A 21,842-nucleotide genomic window follows, 5' to 3' on the forward strand; every position below is an offset into this window, starting at 1 on the left:
CCTAAATCATGCATTACAAGGTCAAAGCCCTCTCTGCAGGAGTGATGCAGGAGCTGGAGCTCGACGCAGCCAACGTTGATGAGTTAAAGAGCCAATTAAGCGCAAAAGGCCTACAACTCATCAGCTTTCAAGCCGAGCGCAGCTTCGGGTTTTCGTTTGGCAAAAACGAATTCCAAGTGTCCCTGTTCACGCAAGAACTGATCGCTCTGCTTGAGGCTGGCCTCACGCTGGTGGAGGCGATGGAAACACTCAAAGACAAGAGTGGGCACGATCAAAACCGTACCGTACTAACACGGATGATTGAAGGCCTTTACCAAGGTCTACCGCTGTCAAAAGTATTGGGGCAGATGCCGAACCTATTTCCACCGCTCTACGTTGCGACGGTGGGCTCGGCGGAAAAAACTGGCCATTTGGCCGATGCCTTAAAACGTTATCACCATTACGAATCACGCTTAGCCGCCGTTAAAAAGAAAATTGTCGCGTCGCTGGTCTACCCGCTGGTGGTGATCGGCATTGGTGGCAGCATTATGTTGTTTTTGCTGTTTTATGTGATTCCGAAATTCAGCCAAATTTACGCTTCGATGCGTAATCTACCATTTGCAGCACAATTAATGCTCTGGTGGGGTGATTTAGTTCATCAGCATGGCACACTGATCTTCGGTAGTATTATTGGCTCGCTCGTTGGCGGTTATTTGTTGATTAAAACGGGCCCAGTACAAGATTTAATTCGCGAGATTTTCTGGAAAATCCCCAAGCTTGACGGATATCGACGGCTATTCTCGTTGACTCGATTTTATCGAACCTTAGGTTTGCTATTGTCAGGTGGTTTATCGATTGTCGGCGCGCTGGATCTGGCTGCGCAACTACTCCCAGCTCAAATGCGCCTCGCCCTATCGCAGGCCTTGGTAGACATCAAATCTGGGCAGCAAGTGTCTGCAACGTTGCCCAAATATGGTTTAACCACCCCTGTGGCCGAACGCTTGCTTCGAGTCGGCGAGCAAAGTGGTGAATTGGCAACGATGTGCGAGCGAGCTGCGCAGTTTTGCGATGAAGAGCTCGACCGTGCAATCGAGATGTTCACTAAATTATTCGAACCGATTCTCATGTTGCTGATTGGCGTCTTGATCGGCGGAATCGTATTTTTGCTGTATATGCCGATCTTTGAATTGGCCGGGAATATGCAATGAGTGAGCTCACACTCGATTTAATTCAACACCTGCGTAGCACGGGTGGCAATCAACCACTCCCCATGCTGGTTCAGCAATCACTGGGCTTGAGTGACGAGGGGTATTGCTCGGAAGTTAGCGAATTTCTTGGCATTCCAGCAATTACCCGCGAAGAGTTATATCAACTCAAACCCCGCTACGATTTGCTGTCCTTCGGCGATGCAGCTGCACACCAGTGCTTTTTAGCGGAAAGCCCCATCCACGGCAATGTGTTGGTCATGTCCGACCCATTCAGCCCTGTGGTTCGCAACTGGGCACAACAACGCATCACCGTTGCATTTCGCTCTTCGTTTGCGCACTACGATGTACTGCAAACGTATTTTAACGAGTACGAAACATCGCACCGCGCGATGGAGCAATTGGCCGTTGGCGAAAATCAAGATACCAACAACAGCGGCGTCACCGAGATTTCGCTCTCAACGCTGTCACAAGATGCCAATCCTGTCGTTAAACTCGTTAACTCGACGCTGTACGATGCGCTCAAAGCCAAAGCGTCCGATATCCATATGGAAACCACGCCTGCCGGCATGACGATCAAGTATCGGATTGACGGTGTGCTACTCCATGCCGGCGGCGCTAATGGCTCGGACACCGCAGAACAAATCATTTCGCGCCTGAAAGTATTGGCCGAGCTGGATATTTCTGAACATCGCGTTCCGCAAGATGGCCGTTTTAAAGCCTTGGTAAATAACCGCGATATCGACTTTCGTGTTTCCATCATGCCGTCGATTCACGGTGAAGATGCCGTATTGCGGATTTTGGATAAACAAGGCGGCGGCGATACATTCAAACAACTTCGCCTAGAAACACTCGGCCATGAAGAGCAAACAATGGCGGCCATTCGCGGGCTATCTCATGAGCCCTACGGCTTGTTACTGGTGACTGGCCCGACTGGTTCTGGTAAATCGACCACGCTATATGCCACTTTGTCGGAAATTAATAATGGCGAAGAGAAAATCATCACCATTGAAGATCCAGTAGAGTACCAACTCCCGGGCGTATTGCAGATTCCGGTCAATGATAAAAAAGGCCTCACGTTTGCCCGTGGTTTGCGCTCTATTTTGCGCCATGACCCAGACAAAATTCTGGTCGGTGAGATTCGCGACGGTGAAACGGCCAATATTGCAGTTCAAGCTGCGTTAACTGGTCACTTGGTACTCACCTCGGTCCACGCCAACAATGCATTTTCGGTGATCGATCGCTTTATTCATATGGGCGTAGAACCCAACAGCTTTGTCGATGCCTTAATCGGCGTTGTCGCGCAGCGACTGATCCGCAAAGTCTGTCCGCACTGCGTCACCGATGATGCTCCAGATGAAAGCCTGCTGATCAATTCGGGGCTTAGCGTCGAACAAGTCAAGGGCTGGACTTTCCGCAAAGGCAAAGGCTGCACGTCTTGCCGTAACACAGGATATTTAGGTCGTAAGGCAATTGCAGAAGTGCTACGCCTTGACGATGATATGAAACAAGCCATTGCCAATCATGCGCCCGCGGTTGAATTAAAGAAAATCGCCCTCGCCAAAGGCTTTGTCTCCATGCGACAAATTGCGGTCAACGCGGTTTCTCGTGGCGAAACCACCTTGCAGGAAATCAACCGTGTCACATTTGTTGATTAAACATATCGCCTGCTTTGGCAAGCAGCGCGTCCGGCTCAGTAGCCTCTCTTTCAGCGGAGAAGTGTTGAGTCGTCGTCGCGGCTCAATCGATCCCTCACCTGACGTTCTTGTCTCGCGACTTCAGGATTTGCTCAGCAACACGCCGCGCGGTACGTTGGGAGTAGACCCCGTCAAGCTGATTTTTGGCTCGCCGTGGGTACGATATGCCTGCCTGCCATGGCAAGACTCGCTAAAAAAAGATAGCGACTGGGAAAGCTATGCCCGCATTTTGCTTGCTCAACAATATGGCGTCACAACCGAACATTGGCGAATCCGCGTGTCAGCAGGTGCATATGGCAAACCGCGCGTCGCAGCGGGTATCGAAGAAGGCCTATACCAAACGATTGCGGAATTGTGCCGAAGCAGCAAATTAAAGCTGGCCGAAGTTGAACCACTTTTCACCACAGCGGTAAATCAACATCGTCGCGCATTAAAATCAACCGAACATGCCTTGCTGGTTATCGAAACATCCCATGCGATTGTCGGTTTTTATCGTGAAAAAGCTTGGCAAGGGGTGATTGCAATCCCGATTCAAATCGATAACCAAGAAATCGCACGTTCTTTGTCGGCGATCGTTCGTGAAGCTGCTGTGCTTGCGGGGCAATTCTTGCCCGAATATGTTTACGTCACATCATCTGACATACAATTGGCCAGCATTAAAGCGGCTGATTTTGATTTTGAGTGGCTAGGCCCTGCTCACCCACAGTTTATTGCTGGTGAGGTGATCTCGTGAAAACACTACAATTAGACTTCAACCGCCGCCCAAGTGTCGTGCCTTGGCTAGGGCTTATTCTTACCGTACTGGGCGTTGTGGCGGTACTTTGGGTCATGACTCAAATGGATGTTGCCAAGGAAAACAAAGCTCAAATTGAAATTCGCGAGGATGATGTGGCCCTGCGCCTCAAGCAGCTAGAAGCGAAGAGATTGGCGGCACAGAAAGCATCACCCGTATCGGATAAAGTCGCCAAGGTCACTCGCGCACAAACAAATAATATTGAAACAGGCTTGCTGATTTTAGAAGATGCATGGCGTCCAGAGATTGCCATTACGCGTATGGAAATTGCCAACTCTGAACGTGACATCAAATTAGAAATTGAAGCCAAAACGCTCAACGATGTGTTACTGCTGGTGGATCGTCTCAACCAAGACCCAGCGGTAAAGCAGGTTTCATTGGCACGCAATGCCATTAAAGTTGGCGACCCATTCCGCCCGGCCGTCGCTTCACTCGAGATCTTCTGGCAAGACAACCGCCCAATCGAAACGGTGGCTTCGCAAGTTGAAGCATCAAAAGCAGGGGTAAGCCGATGAATAAATCGCAACTACTCTGGTATCTGCGCTTAATTCCAAAATACGCTGGTATTTTGGGCTTGGCAGGCATCGTCTTATTGGGCTTTGCGGCGGTTCTCTACACGCAGGACTTAAAACCCTACGAGAAAGACCTAGCCAATCGCGAAGCCGAATTAGAACGTAAATTCAATAGCTTACGTACGCCAATTATTGCCAGCACTGTTAGTGCAGAATTACCCAAGTTGAATCAGGCAGATACCTTTACCTTCTTTTTGCGTCGCATGAATGAAATCGCGTCCAAAGATCAGGTAGCGCTGAATCAAGTGGACTATAAATCGCAAATTGAAGCTGACGGCAAATTAAAACGCTATAGCCTGCAATTTCCTGCCAGTGCACGCTATATGCAGTTTCGCCGCTTTACGGCTGCATTGCAGCAAATACCAGGCGTACGCATTGAGGCGGTGAATTTACAACGCCAAGTGATTGGCGAAGAGCAATTGTCTGTTCAGATGCAACTCTCGTATTTAACGGAGGTGCGTTAATGCTCTCCCGTCCAATGCAATGGCTATTAGGCGGTACGCTGGCCATCACGGCATATACTTTCTGGCATGATAGTCAGCAAGAAGCTGAGCTCGTGTCGGCAGCCAAGCCTGCACCTCGTGTCCAGGCAAGCAGTGTTAAAGTTAAATTAGCATCTGCTGCCAGTTCAGTTGCATCTGAAGTTGCTCAGCAAGGCACCAGTCTTTCTGATCTATTTCCCAAACAAAATTGGGCTCCACCACCGCCAAAACCGACACCGGTGCCCAAGCCCACCCCGACGCCAGTACCCGTGGCGCCACCATTTCCATTGCAACTCACATCCACCTGGCACGAAAAAGTCAGTGATTACTATGTTTTGGAAGGGCAAGGACAATCTTTAGTGCTCTGCACGCGTTGTGATACCTTAGGCAGAATTCAACCCGGCGATACCTTCCTCGGCGTCTACCGCCTGGACAAACTGAGCCGTGATGTTCTGACTTTTACTTATTTACCACTTAATCAGCAGCAATCGCTGCCGACAGGAGGAACGCCGTGAAACGTGCGTTAATGACCTCAATTATTTCTTTGGCTTTTTTAGGCGGCTGTGCTGCGGATATTGCACGCTACCAAGCCGAAACACAGCTTGATGCAGGTAACCCTGAAGCCGCGCTGAAAACGCTACAAGCCCAAATTGCTAGCTCGCCTAATGATTTGAAACTGCGTACAGCCTATCAGACCAGCTTGCTCAACTACGTTAATCAAATGCTGATTAAGGGTGATCAGGCCCGTCAGCAAGGCAATAGTGCTGTCGCAATTAGCGCCTACCAGACTGTCCTGCAATGGGTGCCAAATAATATTCGTGCACAGGAAGGGATTCGTCTGATCGAAATGGGCGTTCGCCATGACTCCATGCTGCGTTATGCCCGCGAAAACAAAGATGCAAGACCTGATGAAGTACTCGGGATTGTGAATCAAATTCTGCAAGACAACCCTCGCAACGTGCAGGCTCAAACGCTAAAAAACGACATCGAAAACCGTCGCTCACGTGAAGTCAGCTTGCGCCCTGCGCTCGCTCAAGCACTCAAAAGCCCGATTTCTTTGCAGTTCCGTGATCAGAGCATGATGAGTGTGTTTGACATCATTTCACGCATCGGCAAAGTCAACTTCATTTTTGACAAAGACGTACCACCCAATCTGAAAACGACGATTTATGCGCGCGATACAACGGTTGAGGATGTCATCAATCTGATTTTGGCGACGAATCAGCTCGATAAAAAAATCCTGAATGACAACACCATTCTGATTTATCCAAAACGCCCCGATAAAGACCGTGACTACAAAGACATGGTTATGCGCACCTTCTACCTATCCAACGCAGACCCAAAGCAGGTCCTTGCGATGATCAAGCAGATGGTGAAAACACGTGATGTTTATATTGACGAGCGCCTCTCTATGCTCGTGATGCGCGATACGCCTGACGCCATTGCAGTTGCCGAACGTTTGGTCGCGGCACAAGATATTCCACAGTCAGAAGTCCTGATGGATGTCGAGGTACTTGAAGTCAGCAACAGCGATGTACTGGACCTGGGTATACAGTATCCAAGCAGCGTCACCGCTACTGTCTACGGCAATACCATAGCAACGACGCCTACTGTGACCAAAAATGCTGATGGCTCAACCACGACGACTTCTGTAGCGGCAACGAAAGGCGCAGGTCAGATGACGTTGGATCAGCTTGGCAACTTGAACAAGAGCGATGTCTTGCTCAATTTAGGTGCGCCAACGATTACGGCCAACTTCATGCAAACCAAAGGCAACACCAATGTCTTGGCTAACCCCAAAATACGGGTTAAAAACCGCGAAAAAGCGAAGTTGTTGATTGGTGATCGTGTGCCTGTCGTAACCACAACCACCTCAAATGGCGTAAGTAGCGAAAGTGTAAACTACCAAGATGTGGGTCTGACACTGAATGTCGAACCAGTATTAACGGTTGATAACGACATCAGCGTCAAAGTGAGCCTCGAAGTATCCAATATTGTCAAAACGATTACGACCAAATCAGGCCTGATCGCTTATCAAATTGGTACACGCCGCGCCGAAACGAATATGACGTCTCGTGATGGTGAAACGCAAGTGCTCGCCGGTTTGCTCTCTCGTTCGGAAATCGACGCAGGGCAAGGTTTGCCATTTATCAGCACGATACCGCTGCTTGATCGGATTTTTGGCACAAAACGCTCTGAGTCTAGCAAAACCGAGTTGATATTGATGATAACGCCGCGCGTTATCCGCTCATTACCTTTGCCATCGTCTCATATCACGAGCTTTGACAGTGGCACTGAAGGCGCAATCAGTACTGATCCATTACGTCTACGGAACTCATCAACGGTTAATATCAGCAATCAAGGTAGCCAAACTACAACATACAATCCGCCACCAGCCCCAGCGCCGGAACAACAACCAGCACCGCAACCAGCAAATACGGGAGATGCACAACCCACGCCACCACCAACCCGTGGCCTAGGGCGTCGTTAAGCCGTGAAACAGCAAGCTGGCTTTACTTTGATTGAGTTGATGGTGACACTCACCATCTTGGCAGTACTTGCGACAGTGGCCTTGCCACTATCGCAAGTCGCAGCAACTCGATCGCGTGAAGAGGAATTACGTCGTTCACTGTGGCAAATTCGCAATGCGATTGATCAATATAAACTGGCGGCAGACGCAGGGAAGGTTAATAAATCGCTCGAAGACTCGGGATATCCAGCCACACTGGAAACCCTGGTAGAAGGCGTTAAGGATTTAAAAGACCCTGGTGGGCGAAAAATCTATTTCTTGCGCCGCTTACCTCGTGATCCATTTTGCGATTGCCCAAGCAAAAGTAACGCACAAACGTGGGGTTTACGCAGCTACGCCAGCCCGCCCGACTCCCCCGCCGAGGGCCGTGACGTGTATGATGTCTACTCCCTTTCAAGCAATATTGGATTAAATGGTGTTAGCTACCGTGAATGGTAAATCTCGCCGCCTCGGCTTTACCCTGATTGAACTCCTCGTCGTGCTAGCAATTATGGCCAGCTTGCTGACTTTGGTTGTGCCGCGCTACTTTCAGCAGACCGACCGCGCCCAAGAAACCGTACTCAAGCATAACTTGGTCGCTGTACGGGATGGTATTGACAAATTTTTTGCCGATACAGGTCGCTATCCAAGTACATTGGAAGAAATGGTTGAGCGTAAATATCTACGCGAAGTACCACTAGATCCAATTACCAATCGACGGGATAGCTGGCGCATTGTGCCGCCTGAAGGCGGCACTGGTGTTTATGACATCAAGAGCGGCTCGGATGCCGTAGCCAAAGATGGCACTAACTACAATACCTGGTAACGAAAGTGCCTAAGCGCCCCCCCTTCAACGGCAAAATGGCTTTGCCTATATGTGGGCTCTCATGATGGTGCTCGTAATGAGCATCTATCTCGCTCAGGTTGGGGAAGCCTGGCAAAACCGCATCCAGCGAACTAAAGAAGAAGACTTGGTGCGGATGGGTTTAGAAATCAAAACCGCCATTAAGCGTTATAGCGAAAATAATATCGGCGACAACCCACAAACAGCCTATCCAAAAACGCTGGATGATCTCGTGCAAGATCCACGCGTTCCTTTCCCAAAACGCTATTTGCGAAAAGCCTATAAAGATCCCATTACCGGCGAAGACTGGCTGTATCTAAACGCACCAGGCGGCGGCTTTATGGGCGTTTACAGTAAATCATTGCAAAAACCACTCAAATCAGCCAATTTTCCTGAAGATCTGACCGGGTTTGCCGAAGCAAAAAGCTATCAAGACTGGCGCTTTGCCCATTGGCCCAATCGCGGCGGCGGCGGACGTCGCTAAAAAAAGCCATCTTAAAAAAGATGGCTTTTTAGTGCGTTGACGATTCTTCAAAAATCACAATCAACCCTGCTCTCGCCCAATCGGGAAATATTCAAAACCTTCTTTTTGCATTCGTTTTGGATCATATAAATTACGCCCATCAAAGACCAATGCTTGCTTTAACAATGATTTCATTTCACCAAAGTCTGGGCTTCGAAATGCTTTCCATTCAGTCACAATAATTAACGCATTTGCGCCTTCTAAAGCCGCTTTAGGATTTTGTGAGAACGTTAATCCCTTCCAGCCTGACATTACGCGTTCTGCTTCGTGCATCGCCACTGGGTCATAGGCAGTTACAGTTGCACCTCGCTTTAGCAATTCTTGGATAATGACTCGACTCGGGGCTTCGCGCATATCATCGGTGTTTGGCTTAAATGCCAAACCCCAAATAGCAAAATGCACTCCCGTCAAATCTTCCCCCATTCGGCGTAGAATTTTATTCACTAGCACTGTTTTTTGAGCGCTATTGGCACGCTCAACCGCATCTAGCACCCGTAACTCAATGCCATTCTCTTGTGCAGTACGCTGTAGGGCCTGAACATCCTTAGGAAAACATGAACCACCGTATCCCACGCCAGGATAAAGAAAATGAAAACCAATCCGTGGATCAGAGCCAATTCCTTTGCGAACCTCTTCGATATCGGCCCCCATCACCTCGGCCAAATTAGCCAATTCATTCATAAACGAAATCCGCGTGGCTAGCATGGCATTGGCCGCATATTTAGTCAGCTCTGCGGATCGAACATCCATATACAAGATGCGATCATGATTACGCACAAAGGGCGCATATAACGTCGCCATGAGATCCTTGGCTGTTTCATCTGCAACCCCAATCACGATTCGATCTGGGCGCATAAAATCCTCAACCGCCGCACCTTCCTTAAGAAACTCGGGGTTTGATACCACAGAAAAACTAATATGTTTATCACGCAGCGTAAGTTCGGATAAAAGTGCCTGTTGAACTTTATCTGCAGTCCCGACTGGCACAGTTGATTTATCTACGATCACCTTGTAATCGCTCATATACTTGCCAATATTTCGAGCTGCAGCGGTCACATACTTCAAATCTGCCGATCCATCTTCATCAGGTGGCGTACCAACTGCAATAAACTGTATCGTGCCATGCGCCACAGATTCAGCAACATCAGTCGTAAATCGTAAGCGCCCAGCTTCAACATTGCGCTTAATCATTTCCTCTAAACCCGGTTCGTAAATTGGCACACCACCATTTTGGAGTAATGCTATTTTTTCAGGATCCAGATCTAGGCACACAACATCATTGCCATATTCAGCCAAACAAGTACCCGTGACCAAGCCTACATAGCCAGAACCAATTACAGTTACCTTCATATGTTCCTCATGATGTACTTATTTATCCGTTCTAAATTCGAAATCAAGGCAGGTGCACCACAAAATACCGCTGCAAGGATGCAATCCCACATCAAAAAATTGAATGGCTCTTTAGACTTCGCAATCAAACTCCAAAGTGTCATATAACTAATTTACAAATTGATGACAAATATTGCGTTTGCACTACAAAAATAGCCCACACGAAGAATTGCTTTAAAAAATAGACAGATTTGATTATTAAAGAATTAACACTAAGCCGCTATTGAAAAATTCTTAGTAATTTCAAGGAATTGAAACATAAACCACTTTACCAAACCCCGCACTATAAGTAAAATCACCACTTATTACGCTAAATGTAATTTAGCAATTACTTATATTAAAGGAATACACATGAAATTATCTTCAATGCTACTTGCAGCAGCAATCAGCTTTGCAGCAGCACCAAGTTTTGCAACAGTATCATTGGTCAATGGTGCTAGCTTCGATGCACAAAAAACCATCACAAAGTCTTGGAGCGATGAATGGATGTTTAGCTCTGAAACGTTCAAAGTAAAAGATGGCTCGCCCATCAATTTCAGTTTTGAGTCCATACAAAATCCAAAAGACAAAGATGGTGCTTTTGATTTCTTGTCAGTGAAATTAGTACAAGGTATGAACGTACTTGGCACTGCATATTTTGGCAGCGCCTCAGGCTCTTACCTGTTTGACACCTCATTTAATGCAAAAAAGAACTATAAATTTGTCTTTTCAGGTTTTACACCAAACTATGAAGGCAAATTCACTTATAGCGTCGCTGCCGTACCTGAGCCAGAAACTTACGCCTTGATGGGCATGGGTTTAGTTGGCTTGCTCGCGGCTCGTCGTCGTAAGACCATGAAAGCCTAAGTTGCAATTCACGCCATAAAATAAAAGCCCCGAATTTTCAATTCGGGGCTTTTTCAATGTACTGCTTGATGAACTCGATTACAGTAATTCTAAAATGGCGTCAGTGTGTTTTTGCATCAGAGCAATATCAGCACGACTTTCCACATTTAATCGAATTACTGGCTCAGTATTACTGCTGCGTAGATTAAACCGCCAATCCCCAAAATCCATGCTCACGCCATCGGTTTCATCGATCGATTGCGCCTGCGATTCATAGACTACGCGAACCTTGGCAATCGCCGCTTTTGCATCAGGGACTACGCGATTGATCTCACCCGAAGATGGAAACGCTGCAATCCGCTCGCTCACCATCTCTGACAATTTTTGCCCGCTACGGCTCATCAGCTCAATCACCAACAACCATGGGATCATACCGCTGTCGCAATAGGCAAAATCACGGAAGTAATGGTGTGCGCTCATCTCTCCGCCATACACCGCATCTTCTTTACGCATGCGCTCTTTGATGAAGGCATGGCCGGTTTTGCTTTGGATTGCTACGCCGCCCGCTTGCTTGACCACATCAATGGTGTTCCACGTTAGACGTGGATCGTGAATGATCTTTGCGCCTTGGGTATGCGCTAAAAAGGCTTTTGCTAAAAGCCCCACAATATAATACCCCTCGACAAACTCGCCAGTTTCATCAAACAGGAAGCAACGATCAAAGTCGCCATCCCATGCAATACCCAAATCAGCACCATGTGCCTTTACGGCATCTGCCGTATCGGCGCGATTTTCTGGTAACAGTGGATTAGGAATACCATTGGGGAATGTGCCATCGGCTTCGTTATGCACTTTAATAAACTGTACCGGAACATTGGCGGCCGCAAATTGCGCTTCCAAGGCATCAACCACATGCCCTGCCGCGCCATTACCTGCATTGAGTACAATCTTCATCGGCTTGAGAGCGCCAATATCGATATAGCCAAGCAAATGCTGTACGTAATCAGCCAAGATTGATTGCTGACTCAAGCTGCCACGATGTGTAACTGCGGGGAAATTATTGTCTTCAGCGAGACGTTGAATATCGCGCAAACCCGTGTCGCCACTGATCGGCACCGCGCCACGCTTAACCAATTTCATCCCGTTGTAATCCATCGGATTATGACTAGCAGTCACTTCGATACCCCCATCGACATCCAGATGGAAGGCGGCAAAATAGACTTCTTCAGTACCCGTCATACCGATATCAATCACGTCACAACCGGCATCCATCAGGCCATTGGCTAATGCCTGCTTGAGCGACTCGGATGTCAGGCGAACATCGCCGCCGACCACCATGCGTTTGGGCTGCAGAAATTGGCCATAAGCTCGGCCAATGCGGTAGGCGATGTCTTCATTCAATTCAGAGCCAAGCTGACCGCGAATATCGTAGGCTTTAAAGCAGGTTAAGGATCCCATCATTTGGCCCCTACTCGACCATAAGTATCTTCAAAGCGAACAATATCGTCCTCACCCAAGTAACTCCCAGATTGCACCTCGATCATTTCCAACGGAAACTTACCGGGATTTTCTAATCGATGTGTTGCACCGATGGGGATATACGTCGATTGATTTTCAGTCAACAACAGCGTTTGATCATCATTGACCACACGAGCAGTGCCACTCACCACAATCCAATGCTCAGCGCGGTGATAGTGCATTTGCAAGCTCAGCGAAGCGCCTGGGTTAACGACAATACGTTTTACCTGGAAACGAGCGCCTGAATCAATCCCTTCGTAGCTGCCCCATGGGCGATAGACTTTACGATGCGTCACCGATTCGCTACGGCCCGCAGCCTGCAGGCGATTGACGATATTTTTAACGTCTTGCACTTTATCTTTGTGCGCCACCAAGATCGCATCGGCAGTCTCAACAATCACCAGATTATCAACGCCCAGCGCAGCAATCATGCGATTTTCGCTGCGGATATAGCTATTGCTCACGCCCTCAACCATCACATCGCCGACCAGATTATTACCTTCAGCATCGGTGGCACTCACTTCAGCCAAGGCAGTCCAAGAGCCAATATCATTCCAGCCCAAACCTGCGGCCTCAATGACTGCCGCATGCGCCGTATGTTCCATGACCGCATAATCGATAGAATCGGAAGGACATTCAGCAAACTCATCGTGACCCAAGCGCACAAAATCAAGATCACGCTGGGATGCAGCAACTGCCGCTTTGACTTGCTCGAGCATTTTGGGCTGATATTGAGCCAGCTCGTGCAGATACACATCGGCGCGGAACATAAACATGCCGCTATTCCAGTAATAATCGCCACTGGCCAAAAATTCAGCCGCAGTAGCTGCGTTTGGTTTTTCTACAAAGGCCGACACGTCAAATGAAGTATTGCTCTCAGACAAAGACGCACCACGCCGAATATAGCCATACCCAGTATGTGGCTCGGTAGGGGCAATACCAAACGTCACTAATTTGCCCTGCGCAGCGACCGTCGCAGCCTGCAATACCAATTGCTGAAACACATCCCCATGGGTAATCACATGATCGGATGGCAACACCATTAACACCGCATCGGGGTTGTTTTCCAGCGCGATGACCGCTGCTGCTGCAACCGCAGGCGCGGTATTGCGGCCCATCGGTTCCAGCACAATCTTGGCCTTAGCCACGCCCACCGCACGCAATTGCTCGGCCACCAAAAAACGCTGCTCGTTATTACTAATCAACAGTGGTGCGGCCACATCAGGCAAGCCCTTCAAACGAGTCGCCGTTTGCTGCAACAGGCTTTCATCACCATACAAATTAAGAAACTGCTTCGGGTAGCCACCGCGAGACAAAGGCCACATACGGGTACCTGAGCCACCACATAAAATTACTGGAGTAATAGTCACTTTGATTTATCCAATGAAAACGTCGGCAAGGGCCAGCTGAATGCCCACTTGATCTTTCTTCGACAATTGTGGAGCCCCCATTTGTGGCCATTCAATGCCAATCTCCGGATCACTCCACAACAAACTCCGCTCAAACTCCGGATACCAATAATCCGTCGTTTTATATAAAAACTCAGCCACCTCGCTCACCACCACAAAGCCATGGGCAAAGCCTTCGGGAATCCAGAGTTGGCGTTTGTTTTCTTCACTGAGCGTAACGCCTACCCATTTCCCAAAGGTTGGAGAGGATTGACGTAGATCGACGGCCACATCAAACACTTCGCCGCGTGTGCAACGCACTAGCTTACCTTGTGGGTGCTGGATTTGGTAATGCAGCCCACGCAAGACGCCTTTAACTGATTTGCTGTGGTTGTCTTGTACAAACTCAACCTTTTTGCCAATGGCCGCTTCAAATTTAGCGTGATTGAAACTTTCGTAAAAGAATCCTCGCTCATCACCAAAGACTTTGGGCTCAATGATTTTTACGTCGGGAATGTCGGTATCAATGATATTCATGCTTAAAATACTCGCTCTTTAATCATGCGCAGCAAATATTGGCCGTAGGCGTTTTTCTTGAGCGGCTGAGCGAGTTTTTCGATTTGAGCAGCATCGATCCACCCTTGGCGATACGCGATTTCTTCTGGGCAGCAGACTTTCAGCCCTTGGCGTGCTTCGATCGTCTGGATGAATTGGCTGGCTTCGAGCATCGATTCATGCGTGCCTGTATCGAGCCAGGCGTAACCACGACCCATGGTTTGTACGTCGAGTTGGCCTTGGGCGAGGTAAACGCCATTGACGTCGGTAATTTCGAGTTCGCCACGCGGTGAGGGCTTGATGTTTTTGGCAATTTCTACAACGCTATTGTCGTAGAAATACAGGCCAGTGACCGCGTAGTTGGATTTGGGTTGCGCTGGTTTTTCCTCGATCGAGAGCGCTTTGCCCGCTACATCAAAATCAACGACACCGTATCGTTCTGGATCATGAACATGATAAGCAAATACGCTCGCACCGCTTTCTTTGGCTGCAGCAGCTTGTAGCAGCCCAGCAAACTCATGGCCGTAGAAGATATTGTCGCCTAAGACCAATGCAACATCGTCGTTGCCAATAAACTCCTCGCCAATGATGAACGCTTGTGCAAGCCCATCTGGACTGGGTTGGACAGCGTATTGCAGCTTGATGCCCCACTGACTGCCGTCGCCAAGCAATTGCTCAAAGCGCGGGGTGTCTTGTGGCGTTGAAATAATCAGAATGTCGCGAATACCTGCCAGCAATAGTGTGCTCAGCGGGTAGTAGATCATCGGTTTGTCGTAGATCGGCAGCAATTGCTTTGAGACTGCAATCGTGGCTGGATACAAGCGGGTACCCGAACCACCCGCCAAGATAATACCTTTCCGGTTTGTCATTGTTTTTCCCCTAAGTTCCTAAGTCTGAATGCTATGACTGCTTCAAGAGCGTCATGACCTGCTGCACACCTTGCTGCCAGTTGGGCAAGACAAGGCCAAACGCGGCTTGCAGCTTTTGCGTATTCAAGCGCGAGTTGGCTGGGCGTGGAGCTGGTAGTGGGTAATCTGTCGCTGGAATGGCTTGAATGTCTTTTGCTGCGACCTTAAGGGTATAGCCCTGAAGAGCTGCAAGCTCGTTGATTTTCGATGCATACCCATGCCACGATGTTTCACCTGCCGCGACTAAGTGGTAGGTTCCGTATGCAAATTCGTCTTGTTTCTCGCTACGCAGGTATTGCGCGATGATCTGAGCGGTGACATCCGCCAATAAGCTAGCGCTGGTTGGCGCGCCGTATTGGTCGTGGATGACGCTCAGCGCATCCCGCTGCTGCATGAGTCGCAGCATGGTTTTGAGGAAGTTGCCACCGTGCGCGCCAAACACCCAGCTAGTGCGGAAGATCAAGTGGCGCGGATTGGCCGCAGCTACGGCTAATTCGCCCGCCAGCTTGGTTTTGCCGTACACCGACTGCGGATTGGGCGTGTCAGTTTCGCTGTACCACCCGTCTTTGCGGCCGTCAAACACATAATCCGTGGAATAATGGATCAGCAACGCACCCAGTTTGGCGGCTTCTTCCGCGAACACTTGCGGCGCCGTCGCATTCAAGGCGGTCGCGAGTTCAATTTCGGATTCGGCTTTATCGACGGCGGTATGCGCGGCAGGGTTGACGATGATGTCAGGACGAATGCGTTGGACGAGTTCACGGATGGCGTCCGGATTGCCGAGATCGCACTCTTCCCGATCGACCGCAATCACCTCACCCAATACGGCGAGGCTGCGTTGCAATTCAAAGCCGACTTGGCCATTTTTGCCCGTAACCAGTATTTTGGGTATTGCGCTCAAAGCCATGCTCAGGCTCCATACTGGGTCGATACCCACTCACGGTATGCACCGCTGGTGACATTTTGCACCCAAGCTTGATTCGTCAGATACCACTCCACCGTTTTACGGATGCCCGACTCAAACGTCTCAGCCGGTTTCCAGCCCAATTCGCGCTCGAGTTTACGCGCATCAATGGCGTAGCGACGGTCATGTCCTGGGCGATCCGTTACATAGGTGATTTGCTCGGCGTAGCCTTGACCATCGGCACGGGGCTGCAATTCATCGAGCAGACTGCAAATGGTTTTAACCACGTCCAGATTGGCTTTTTCGTTCCAGCCACCTACGTTGTAGGTTTCGCCGACCTGACCTGCTTCGAGCACGCGACGAATCGCGGAACAATGATCTTTCACATACAGCCAGTCACGAATTTGCTGGCCATCGCCATAGATGGGCAATGGTTTGCCATTCAAGGCATTCAAAATCACCAGCGGAATCAACTTCTCTGGGAAGTGATACGGGCCGTAATTATTCGAGCAATTGGTGGTCAACACCGGCAAGCCATACGTGTGATGCCAAGCGCGCACCAAATGGTCTGATGCTGCTTTAGATGCGGAATATGGGCTGTTTGGCTCGTAGGTATTGGTTTCACTAAACGGTGGGTCATTCGCATCCAGCGTGCCATAGACCTCGTCGGTCGATACATGCAAAAAGCGGAAAGCCGCTTTCTCATCCGCAGGCAGTTCATTCCAGTAAGCACGCACACTTTCGAGCAGATTGAATGTGCCAACGACATTGGTCTGAATGAAATCGCCAGGGCCGTGAATTGAACGATCAACGTGTGATTCAGCCGCAAAATTCACAACCGCGCGGGGTTTATGCTCGGCCAGTAATTGGCCAATGACTTCACGATCACCAATATCGGCACGAACAAAGAGATGACGGGTATCGCCCTGCAAGCTTTGCAATGTATCGAGGTTACCGGCATACGTCAGCTTATCAACATTGATCACAGCTTCATCGCCAGCAGCGAGCCAATCGAGGACAAAATTACCGCCGATAAAACCGGCACCACCTGTTACTAAAATCATACCAATTCCATCCAGTTAATTACTTCGGTAGCCATTGCAATAAAAGCTGCTCGTATTGATTCAAAATATCCTGCCATTCGAATCGAGCATGGAATTGCGTATGAGCAGCAAGTTTCAATTGTTCTACGAGTTTCGAATCATTAATTAAATCGCCAAGACGAACATCGCATTCGTCTACAGAGCCAAAATAAACTCCAGCATCCGCAGCCACCCAACGATTAAAGCGATTATCATGCGCCAACACCGCACTTCCCGCCCCCAAAGCTTCAACCAGCGATGGATTAGTACCGCCCACCTGATGACCATGCACATAAAAACGAGCACCGGTACGGAGGGTATTCACCACGGATTTCTCGTAAATCGCACCTAAAAAGCGCACTTCATCACTTGCAGCAGCTAACACTTGAGCATGAAAAGGGTTTTCATCTGGCTTGTAGTTACCCAAAACAACCAGCGGCATACCGCGTGGGCGTTTTGAATAAGCTTGAACCACTTCCAGCACCGAATTTTCTGGCTCCGCACGCGCAATCAAAACTCCAAACTGATTCGGCTTTAAATCATAGCGGGCCAAAATGTCAGAATTAATATCATCAAGTCGATCGGCACCATAGGGAATCATCGTAATTTTTGATTCAGCAGCCCCACGTGCTAAATGTTTTTTAATTTCGGGATGATCTGCAATCATATGATTGCCCAGCAAAGAGCCGGCCCATTCATTCAGCCAGAACCACGTCTTAGCAATGGCACCCCACTTCCCGCGGCGCCACTCAATACCATCCATATTGACGACATTCGGGACACCTTTTAAGCGCAATACAGCGCCAAAAACAGCGGTGTTATAGCCGAGAGTCAAACAAAGGTCTTGAAATTTACCGGCATGTACTGTTGAGATCCAATCAAATACAACCGTACTTTTCGCACCATCCCCCTTTACGGGGATATGAATGCGCCTTACACCTTGCCAATCAGATTCATAGATTTCGCCCTCACCTTCCTCTTGGCAATAAACAATGACTTCCCAACCATTGGCGACCAAGAAAGGAGCCAAAGCTTCAGCAAATGTTTCAAAGCCACCATGAGAAGCAGGTACGCCCCTGATGCCTAAAATTCTAATTGTTTTTTTCATTAATTATTTAACACCCAATTCCGCATACAATTTTTGCATAGCCGAGACATATGCATCTCGACTAAAGTTTCGTACCACCAATTCTCGAGCTGAACGACCTAGACTACTTACTGATTCATCGGATTGCGCCCAAATCTGACTTAATAACAAGGCTAATTCATGGCTATCTGCACTGGTAAAAGTCCACCCTGTTTCATGATCAATAACCATTTCAGGAATACCGCCAATACGTGCCCCAATAACGGGTTTACCTAAAGCAAAGCTTTCCAATACACTCATTGGTGCATTTTCATACCACTCAGAGGGTAAAGAGACTGCGCGCGAACCGCGAATCAAATCATGCAACTCTTTACCAGAGCGATACCCTAAGAACTCAATATCCGCGTTTAATTCAGCAGCGAGGATCTTTAGTTCTGCTTCGATAGGTCCTGTGCCTACAATTTTTAGTGGGATATTTGCAGATTTTGCTGCCTTCATTAAAGTGGCAACGCCTTTCTCTGGTGCTAAACGACCAAAATAAAGCAAATAGCTGCCAGCATAAAAATCAGGATCAAACTGGCTAGCATCTACATAATTCGGAATATAAACGAATTTATCTGCAGGCCAGCCCCATTCGACAAACTTATCCATAAAAAAACGACTAGGCACAACCACCTTATCAATATGCTTTTTATATGTATTCAAGAAATTATGAAGCCCAGTTTCAATCGTAACGATAGCACTTGCGGCAGTAGAACCACGCAAACACTTATTCTTAACTACATTGAGTAAACTACCGTCCTTACATTTTTCACAAATGCCAGAATCATTCAGCATTTTATAGGCAGGACAAGCTATTTTTAAATCATGAGCAGTCATCACCACTGGCACACCAGCATGCTTCAAGGCCGGAATAATAGCAGGAGATAAATGATGATAAATACAATGCAAATGCGCTACATCGGGCTTAAAATCGTGAATAAGCGAGCTAATCTTTTTCTTAGCTTCAAAAGAATATACTACTTTTGAAGCCATTTTGACTTTATCCCATGCAGAATAAGCATGACCAAACTCTAACTCATCGACAAAATATGAAGACCAAATTGAATCAAAATTTTTTGGGTGATGCATCGAAAAAAAGGCATTGCTCCAACCAAGTTTTTCCATCAATGCGGCATGCTCTAAATAAACAACATCAGAACCACCACGTCGATAATGGTAGTTATTAACACTTAATAACTTAGGCATGCTTTAATCCAAGAAAATCAATAATTTTATTTGCGATCAGAGACCATTGAGCATCTGCGCCAGCTGCACCCATCGCATCACAATAAGCCGAATAGTCCTGCTCAATATTGGCAATCGCATTGGCTAAAGATGATGAAATACCGTGATCTGCTTCAATCACTATGCCTGCGTTTTCTGGTACTTGTTCGGGAAAATCGCCAACTCGCGTTGCAATAACGGGCTTTGTGAATGCCAAAGCGATCTTCAACACACCACTCGTTGTACCTTCAAGATATGGCAAACAGATGACATTACTTGCCGAAAAATAATTTTCCACATCTTCAAATGGGATTCGTCGATCATGAACAATCACATTAGGCATTAATCTAGCGGTTTCTAGTGCTTGCACATACTCAGGACCATGCCCTGCAACACTACTGGCGCCCGCAAGAATGAATTTATAATGGGTTTGACTCTGCATGGACTTTGCACATTCTAAGAAAGGAATTAATCCTTTTCTCGGTTCTAGGTGCCCAAAAAATAGTGATACAAAATCATTGTCTGATAAACCAGATATAAGCTCACGGGCTTTGGCTTGCGAAATACCTGTTAAATTGAAAATATCATATATCCCATGTGGCACGACAAGAACGGGGGCTGAGATACCAAGTTCTGAAACACCTTGTTGAGCTGCCAAAGAATGGCAAATCACATGCCTAAACGAGCGATAATAAAAGCCAAAAGTAAATCGACTCCAAAATTTAGGGTAATGCGGTAAAACATCATGAACAGTAATCGCCGTAGAAATACCGAATAAATTTAAAAGACGAATAAAAAAGGCATCAAGCAGCGCAAACTTCAACGGCCCTTGCATTAAAATAAAATCAGGATTTCTATTTAACACACCGAAGAAAAATTTTAAGATATCAATTGGATAATGACGAGAACGTCGAAACACACGCTCTACTTTAAACCCTAAATGATCAAATCGACTGGGTAGCGATTGTGCTGTTACCACAGTAGTTTCAGCAAGCACTGATAATGCACGCCCTAACGAAACAGCATAATCCGCTAACCCGGAATCACCAGTAAAACTAACCACTTCAATTTTCATTGCTACTGTCCAATTTCTTTGATAATCGGTACATATATGCGATCAATGAGCGCATCCCAGGTAAATTGGCTTACACGCTGACGACATTGCTGCGCAAAATTTGGATCTGTTTCAAGTCGAGAAAGGACAGAAATTGTAGCGTCTGCGAAATTTTGGACTGCACGCTCTTGATTGATATCTGCGACAACAGCAGCACCGCACGAATGATCGATGACAACTCCTGGCCCACCTAAGCGGTAACAAATCACAGGCAAACCCGCCTGCAGTGCCTCCAACACAACAAAACCACCCGAGTCACGCAAGCTAGGGTAAAACAACGCATCGTAATCGGTGTACATCGCTAATACTTCTGCTTTGGGCAGCCAACCAAGCCATTCAATTGCATGTGATATGCCTAAATCTTGCGCCGTCTGCTCCCAGCGTTGCCGATCAACTCCATCGCCAATAATGGTCAAGCGTACTGAAGGCTTTTGCTGCAAGATCAGTGCAAAACTGCGCAATCCTAAATCCATCCCTTTTAAGCCAATACAGCGCCCAACAAAGATTAGACGCGTCGCTTCAGCGCTGGCGCGACGCGCCAACGGAGCTAAGCGAGCCAAATCGGATGCATTGCAGCCAATGGCAAGTTCGACTTGCGCCTTATTAGCAACAAATGGTGGCACCCGAGCTAGATGACCGTCAGAAGTAAAAAACACTCGCTTTGCATCCCGAAACGTCATTCGCATCATGGGGTCAAAGGCAACACAACGATTGAGTAAACCCCGCAATATTTCTACTAAACGCTGATTCCTAGAAAATATACGTGAATACCCAGGGGGTATTTCATCTCCACCAGCTACAGGACCGAAATACAGCGGTATACCCAGCCCCCCCATAAAACTAGGCTGACGAAAACTAACCCAAGTGACATGGTGCACCAGATCAAAAGCCAATTGCTGATGCATTGTTTTGACATGCTGATAAGCAAACCACTGCCACAAATAGTAATACAGGTGATTACGGCGATTTATTTTGCTCAATACGGCATGAATACGCGGCAGGTCGAAATATACGAACTTAACCGTATTGCATTCATCAGACTGCGCCAGCCGAGCTTCGATAGCACGTTGGTGTGACGCGCGAGTCAAAACAGTAACATGATGCCCTCGTTTGCAAAGCTCCTTGGCCCATTGCCAACCAACTTCTTCATCAGAGCCAAAATCGGGGTCACAAGCAAATGCGGATAATAAGACTCGAGCCAT

General features: G+C 47.9%; 21 protein-coding genes and 1 pseudogene. 11 read left to right on the plus strand and 11 right to left on the minus strand.

The window, feature by feature from the left end:
- Positions 1-8 precede the first annotated feature (8 nt).
- From HQ393_RS07995 to HQ393_RS08040, 10 genes are all read left to right on the plus strand, one after another.
- Positions 9-1,187: a type II secretion system F family protein gene (locus HQ393_RS07995; protein WP_179358272.1), complete on the plus strand. Its 1,179-nt coding sequence runs from the start codon at positions 9-11 to the stop codon at positions 1,185-1,187.
- Positions 1,184-2,842 carry a GspE/PulE family protein gene (locus HQ393_RS08000; RefSeq protein WP_179358273.1) on the plus strand — a complete coding sequence of 553 codons (1,659 nt, stop codon included), beginning with the start codon at positions 1,184-1,186 and terminating at the stop codon, positions 2,840-2,842. The genes HQ393_RS07995 and HQ393_RS08000 overlap by 4 nt, the downstream gene beginning before the upstream one ends.
- The gene (locus HQ393_RS08005; RefSeq protein ID WP_179358274.1) at positions 2,823-3,614 is read left to right on the plus strand and encodes a hypothetical protein; all 792 of its coding nucleotides are present in this window, start codon (positions 2,823-2,825) and stop codon (positions 3,612-3,614) included. Before HQ393_RS08000 ends, HQ393_RS08005 begins: the two co-directional genes overlap by 20 nt.
- Positions 3,611-4,189 carry a hypothetical protein gene (locus HQ393_RS08010; protein ID WP_179358275.1) on the plus strand — a complete coding sequence of 193 codons (579 nt, stop codon included), beginning with the start codon at positions 3,611-3,613 and terminating at the stop codon, positions 4,187-4,189. The genes HQ393_RS08005 and HQ393_RS08010 overlap by 4 nt, the downstream gene beginning before the upstream one ends.
- The gene (locus HQ393_RS08015; RefSeq protein ID WP_179358276.1) at positions 4,186-4,710 is read left to right on the plus strand and encodes a hypothetical protein; all 525 of its coding nucleotides are present in this window, start codon (positions 4,186-4,188) and stop codon (positions 4,708-4,710) included. Before HQ393_RS08010 ends, HQ393_RS08015 begins: the two co-directional genes overlap by 4 nt.
- Positions 4,710-5,243 (plus strand): hypothetical protein, encoded by a 534-nt coding sequence (locus HQ393_RS08020; protein ID WP_179358277.1) that lies wholly within the window; start codon positions 4,710-4,712, stop codon positions 5,241-5,243. Before HQ393_RS08015 ends, HQ393_RS08020 begins: the two co-directional genes overlap by 1 nt.
- Positions 5,240-7,219: a secretin GspD/PilQ domain-containing protein gene (locus HQ393_RS08025; RefSeq protein WP_179358278.1), complete on the plus strand. Its 1,980-nt coding sequence runs from the start codon at positions 5,240-5,242 to the stop codon at positions 7,217-7,219. The genes HQ393_RS08020 and HQ393_RS08025 overlap by 4 nt, the downstream gene beginning before the upstream one ends.
- Before the next feature lie 3 nt (positions 7,220-7,222).
- Complete coding sequence (locus HQ393_RS08030; protein WP_179358279.1) at positions 7,223-7,696, plus strand: type II secretion system protein; 474 nt, start codon at positions 7,223-7,225, stop codon at positions 7,694-7,696.
- Positions 7,686-8,063: a type II secretion system protein gene (locus HQ393_RS08035; RefSeq protein WP_218871339.1), complete on the plus strand. Its 378-nt coding sequence runs from the start codon at positions 7,686-7,688 to the stop codon at positions 8,061-8,063. Before HQ393_RS08030 ends, HQ393_RS08035 begins: the two co-directional genes overlap by 11 nt.
- Positions 8,064-8,139: 76 nt before the next feature.
- A complete protein-coding gene (locus tag HQ393_RS08040; protein WP_246307983.1) occupies positions 8,140-8,565 on the plus strand; it encodes a type II secretion system protein in 426 nt (141 codons plus the stop codon).
- 60 nt (positions 8,566-8,625) lie between these two features.
- Here HQ393_RS08040 and HQ393_RS08045 read toward each other — a convergent pair whose 3' ends face one another.
- The gene (locus HQ393_RS08045) at positions 8,626-9,954 is read right to left on the minus strand and encodes a UDP-glucose dehydrogenase family protein (RefSeq protein WP_179358282.1); all 1,329 of its coding nucleotides are present in this window, start codon (positions 9,952-9,954) and stop codon (positions 8,626-8,628) included.
- A 408-nt stretch (positions 9,955-10,362) separates the two neighbouring features.
- On the opposite strand from HQ393_RS08045, the pseudogene HQ393_RS08050 reads away from it, so the two are divergent.
- Positions 10,363-10,839 (plus strand): annotated as a pseudogene (locus HQ393_RS08050) (FxDxF family PEP-CTERM protein); the annotation flags it as partial.
- Between the two features lie 78 nt (positions 10,840-10,917).
- Here the strand turns inward: HQ393_RS08050 and HQ393_RS08055 are convergent.
- The 10 genes from HQ393_RS08055 to HQ393_RS08100 are packed head-to-tail and all read right to left on the minus strand — an operon-like array spanning position 10,918 to position 21,842.
- Positions 10,918-12,279, minus strand: a complete 1,362-nt coding sequence (locus HQ393_RS08055) for a phosphohexomutase domain-containing protein (RefSeq protein WP_281361490.1) — start codon at positions 12,277-12,279, stop codon at positions 10,918-10,920.
- Positions 12,276-13,706, minus strand: a complete 1,431-nt coding sequence (locus tag HQ393_RS08060; RefSeq protein ID WP_179358284.1) for a mannose-1-phosphate guanylyltransferase/mannose-6-phosphate isomerase — start codon at positions 13,704-13,706, stop codon at positions 12,276-12,278. The genes HQ393_RS08055 and HQ393_RS08060 overlap by 4 nt, the downstream gene beginning before the upstream one ends.
- Before the next feature lie 6 nt (positions 13,707-13,712).
- Positions 13,713-14,261 (minus strand): dTDP-4-dehydrorhamnose 3,5-epimerase, encoded by a 549-nt coding sequence (gene rfbC / locus HQ393_RS08065; protein ID WP_179358285.1) that lies wholly within the window; start codon positions 14,259-14,261, stop codon positions 13,713-13,715.
- Between the two features lie 2 nt (positions 14,262-14,263).
- Positions 14,264-15,148: a glucose-1-phosphate thymidylyltransferase RfbA gene (gene rfbA, locus HQ393_RS08070; protein WP_179358286.1), complete on the minus strand. Its 885-nt coding sequence runs from the start codon at positions 15,146-15,148 to the stop codon at positions 14,264-14,266.
- Between the two features lie 31 nt (positions 15,149-15,179).
- Positions 15,180-16,094: a dTDP-4-dehydrorhamnose reductase gene (rfbD, locus tag HQ393_RS08075; protein WP_179358287.1), complete on the minus strand. Its 915-nt coding sequence runs from the start codon at positions 16,092-16,094 to the stop codon at positions 15,180-15,182.
- Between the two features lie 2 nt (positions 16,095-16,096).
- Positions 16,097-17,155 carry a dTDP-glucose 4,6-dehydratase gene (rfbB, locus tag HQ393_RS08080; RefSeq protein ID WP_179358288.1) on the minus strand — a complete coding sequence of 353 codons (1,059 nt, stop codon included), beginning with the start codon at positions 17,153-17,155 and terminating at the stop codon, positions 16,097-16,099.
- A 19-nt stretch (positions 17,156-17,174) separates the two neighbouring features.
- Positions 17,175-18,281, minus strand: coding sequence for a DUF1972 domain-containing protein (locus HQ393_RS08085; protein ID WP_179358289.1), 1,107 nt, complete (start codon positions 18,279-18,281; stop codon positions 17,175-17,177).
- A 3-nt stretch (positions 18,282-18,284) separates the two neighbouring features.
- Positions 18,285-19,508 (minus strand): glycosyltransferase family 4 protein, encoded by a 1,224-nt coding sequence (locus tag HQ393_RS08090; RefSeq protein WP_179358290.1) that lies wholly within the window; start codon positions 19,506-19,508, stop codon positions 18,285-18,287.
- The gene (locus tag HQ393_RS08095) at positions 19,501-20,601 is read right to left on the minus strand and encodes a glycosyltransferase (protein ID WP_179358291.1); all 1,101 of its coding nucleotides are present in this window, start codon (positions 20,599-20,601) and stop codon (positions 19,501-19,503) included. The genes HQ393_RS08090 and HQ393_RS08095 overlap by 8 nt, the downstream gene beginning before the upstream one ends.
- 2 nt (positions 20,602-20,603) lie before the next feature.
- Positions 20,604-21,842 carry a glycosyltransferase family 4 protein gene (locus HQ393_RS08100; protein WP_179358292.1) on the minus strand — a complete coding sequence of 413 codons (1,239 nt, stop codon included), beginning with the start codon at positions 21,840-21,842 and terminating at the stop codon, positions 20,604-20,606.

The organism is Chitinibacter bivalviorum (genome assembly GCF_013403565.1).
In the GTDB taxonomy this organism is placed as follows: domain Bacteria; phylum Pseudomonadota; class Gammaproteobacteria; order Burkholderiales; family Chitinibacteraceae; genus Chitinibacter; species Chitinibacter bivalviorum.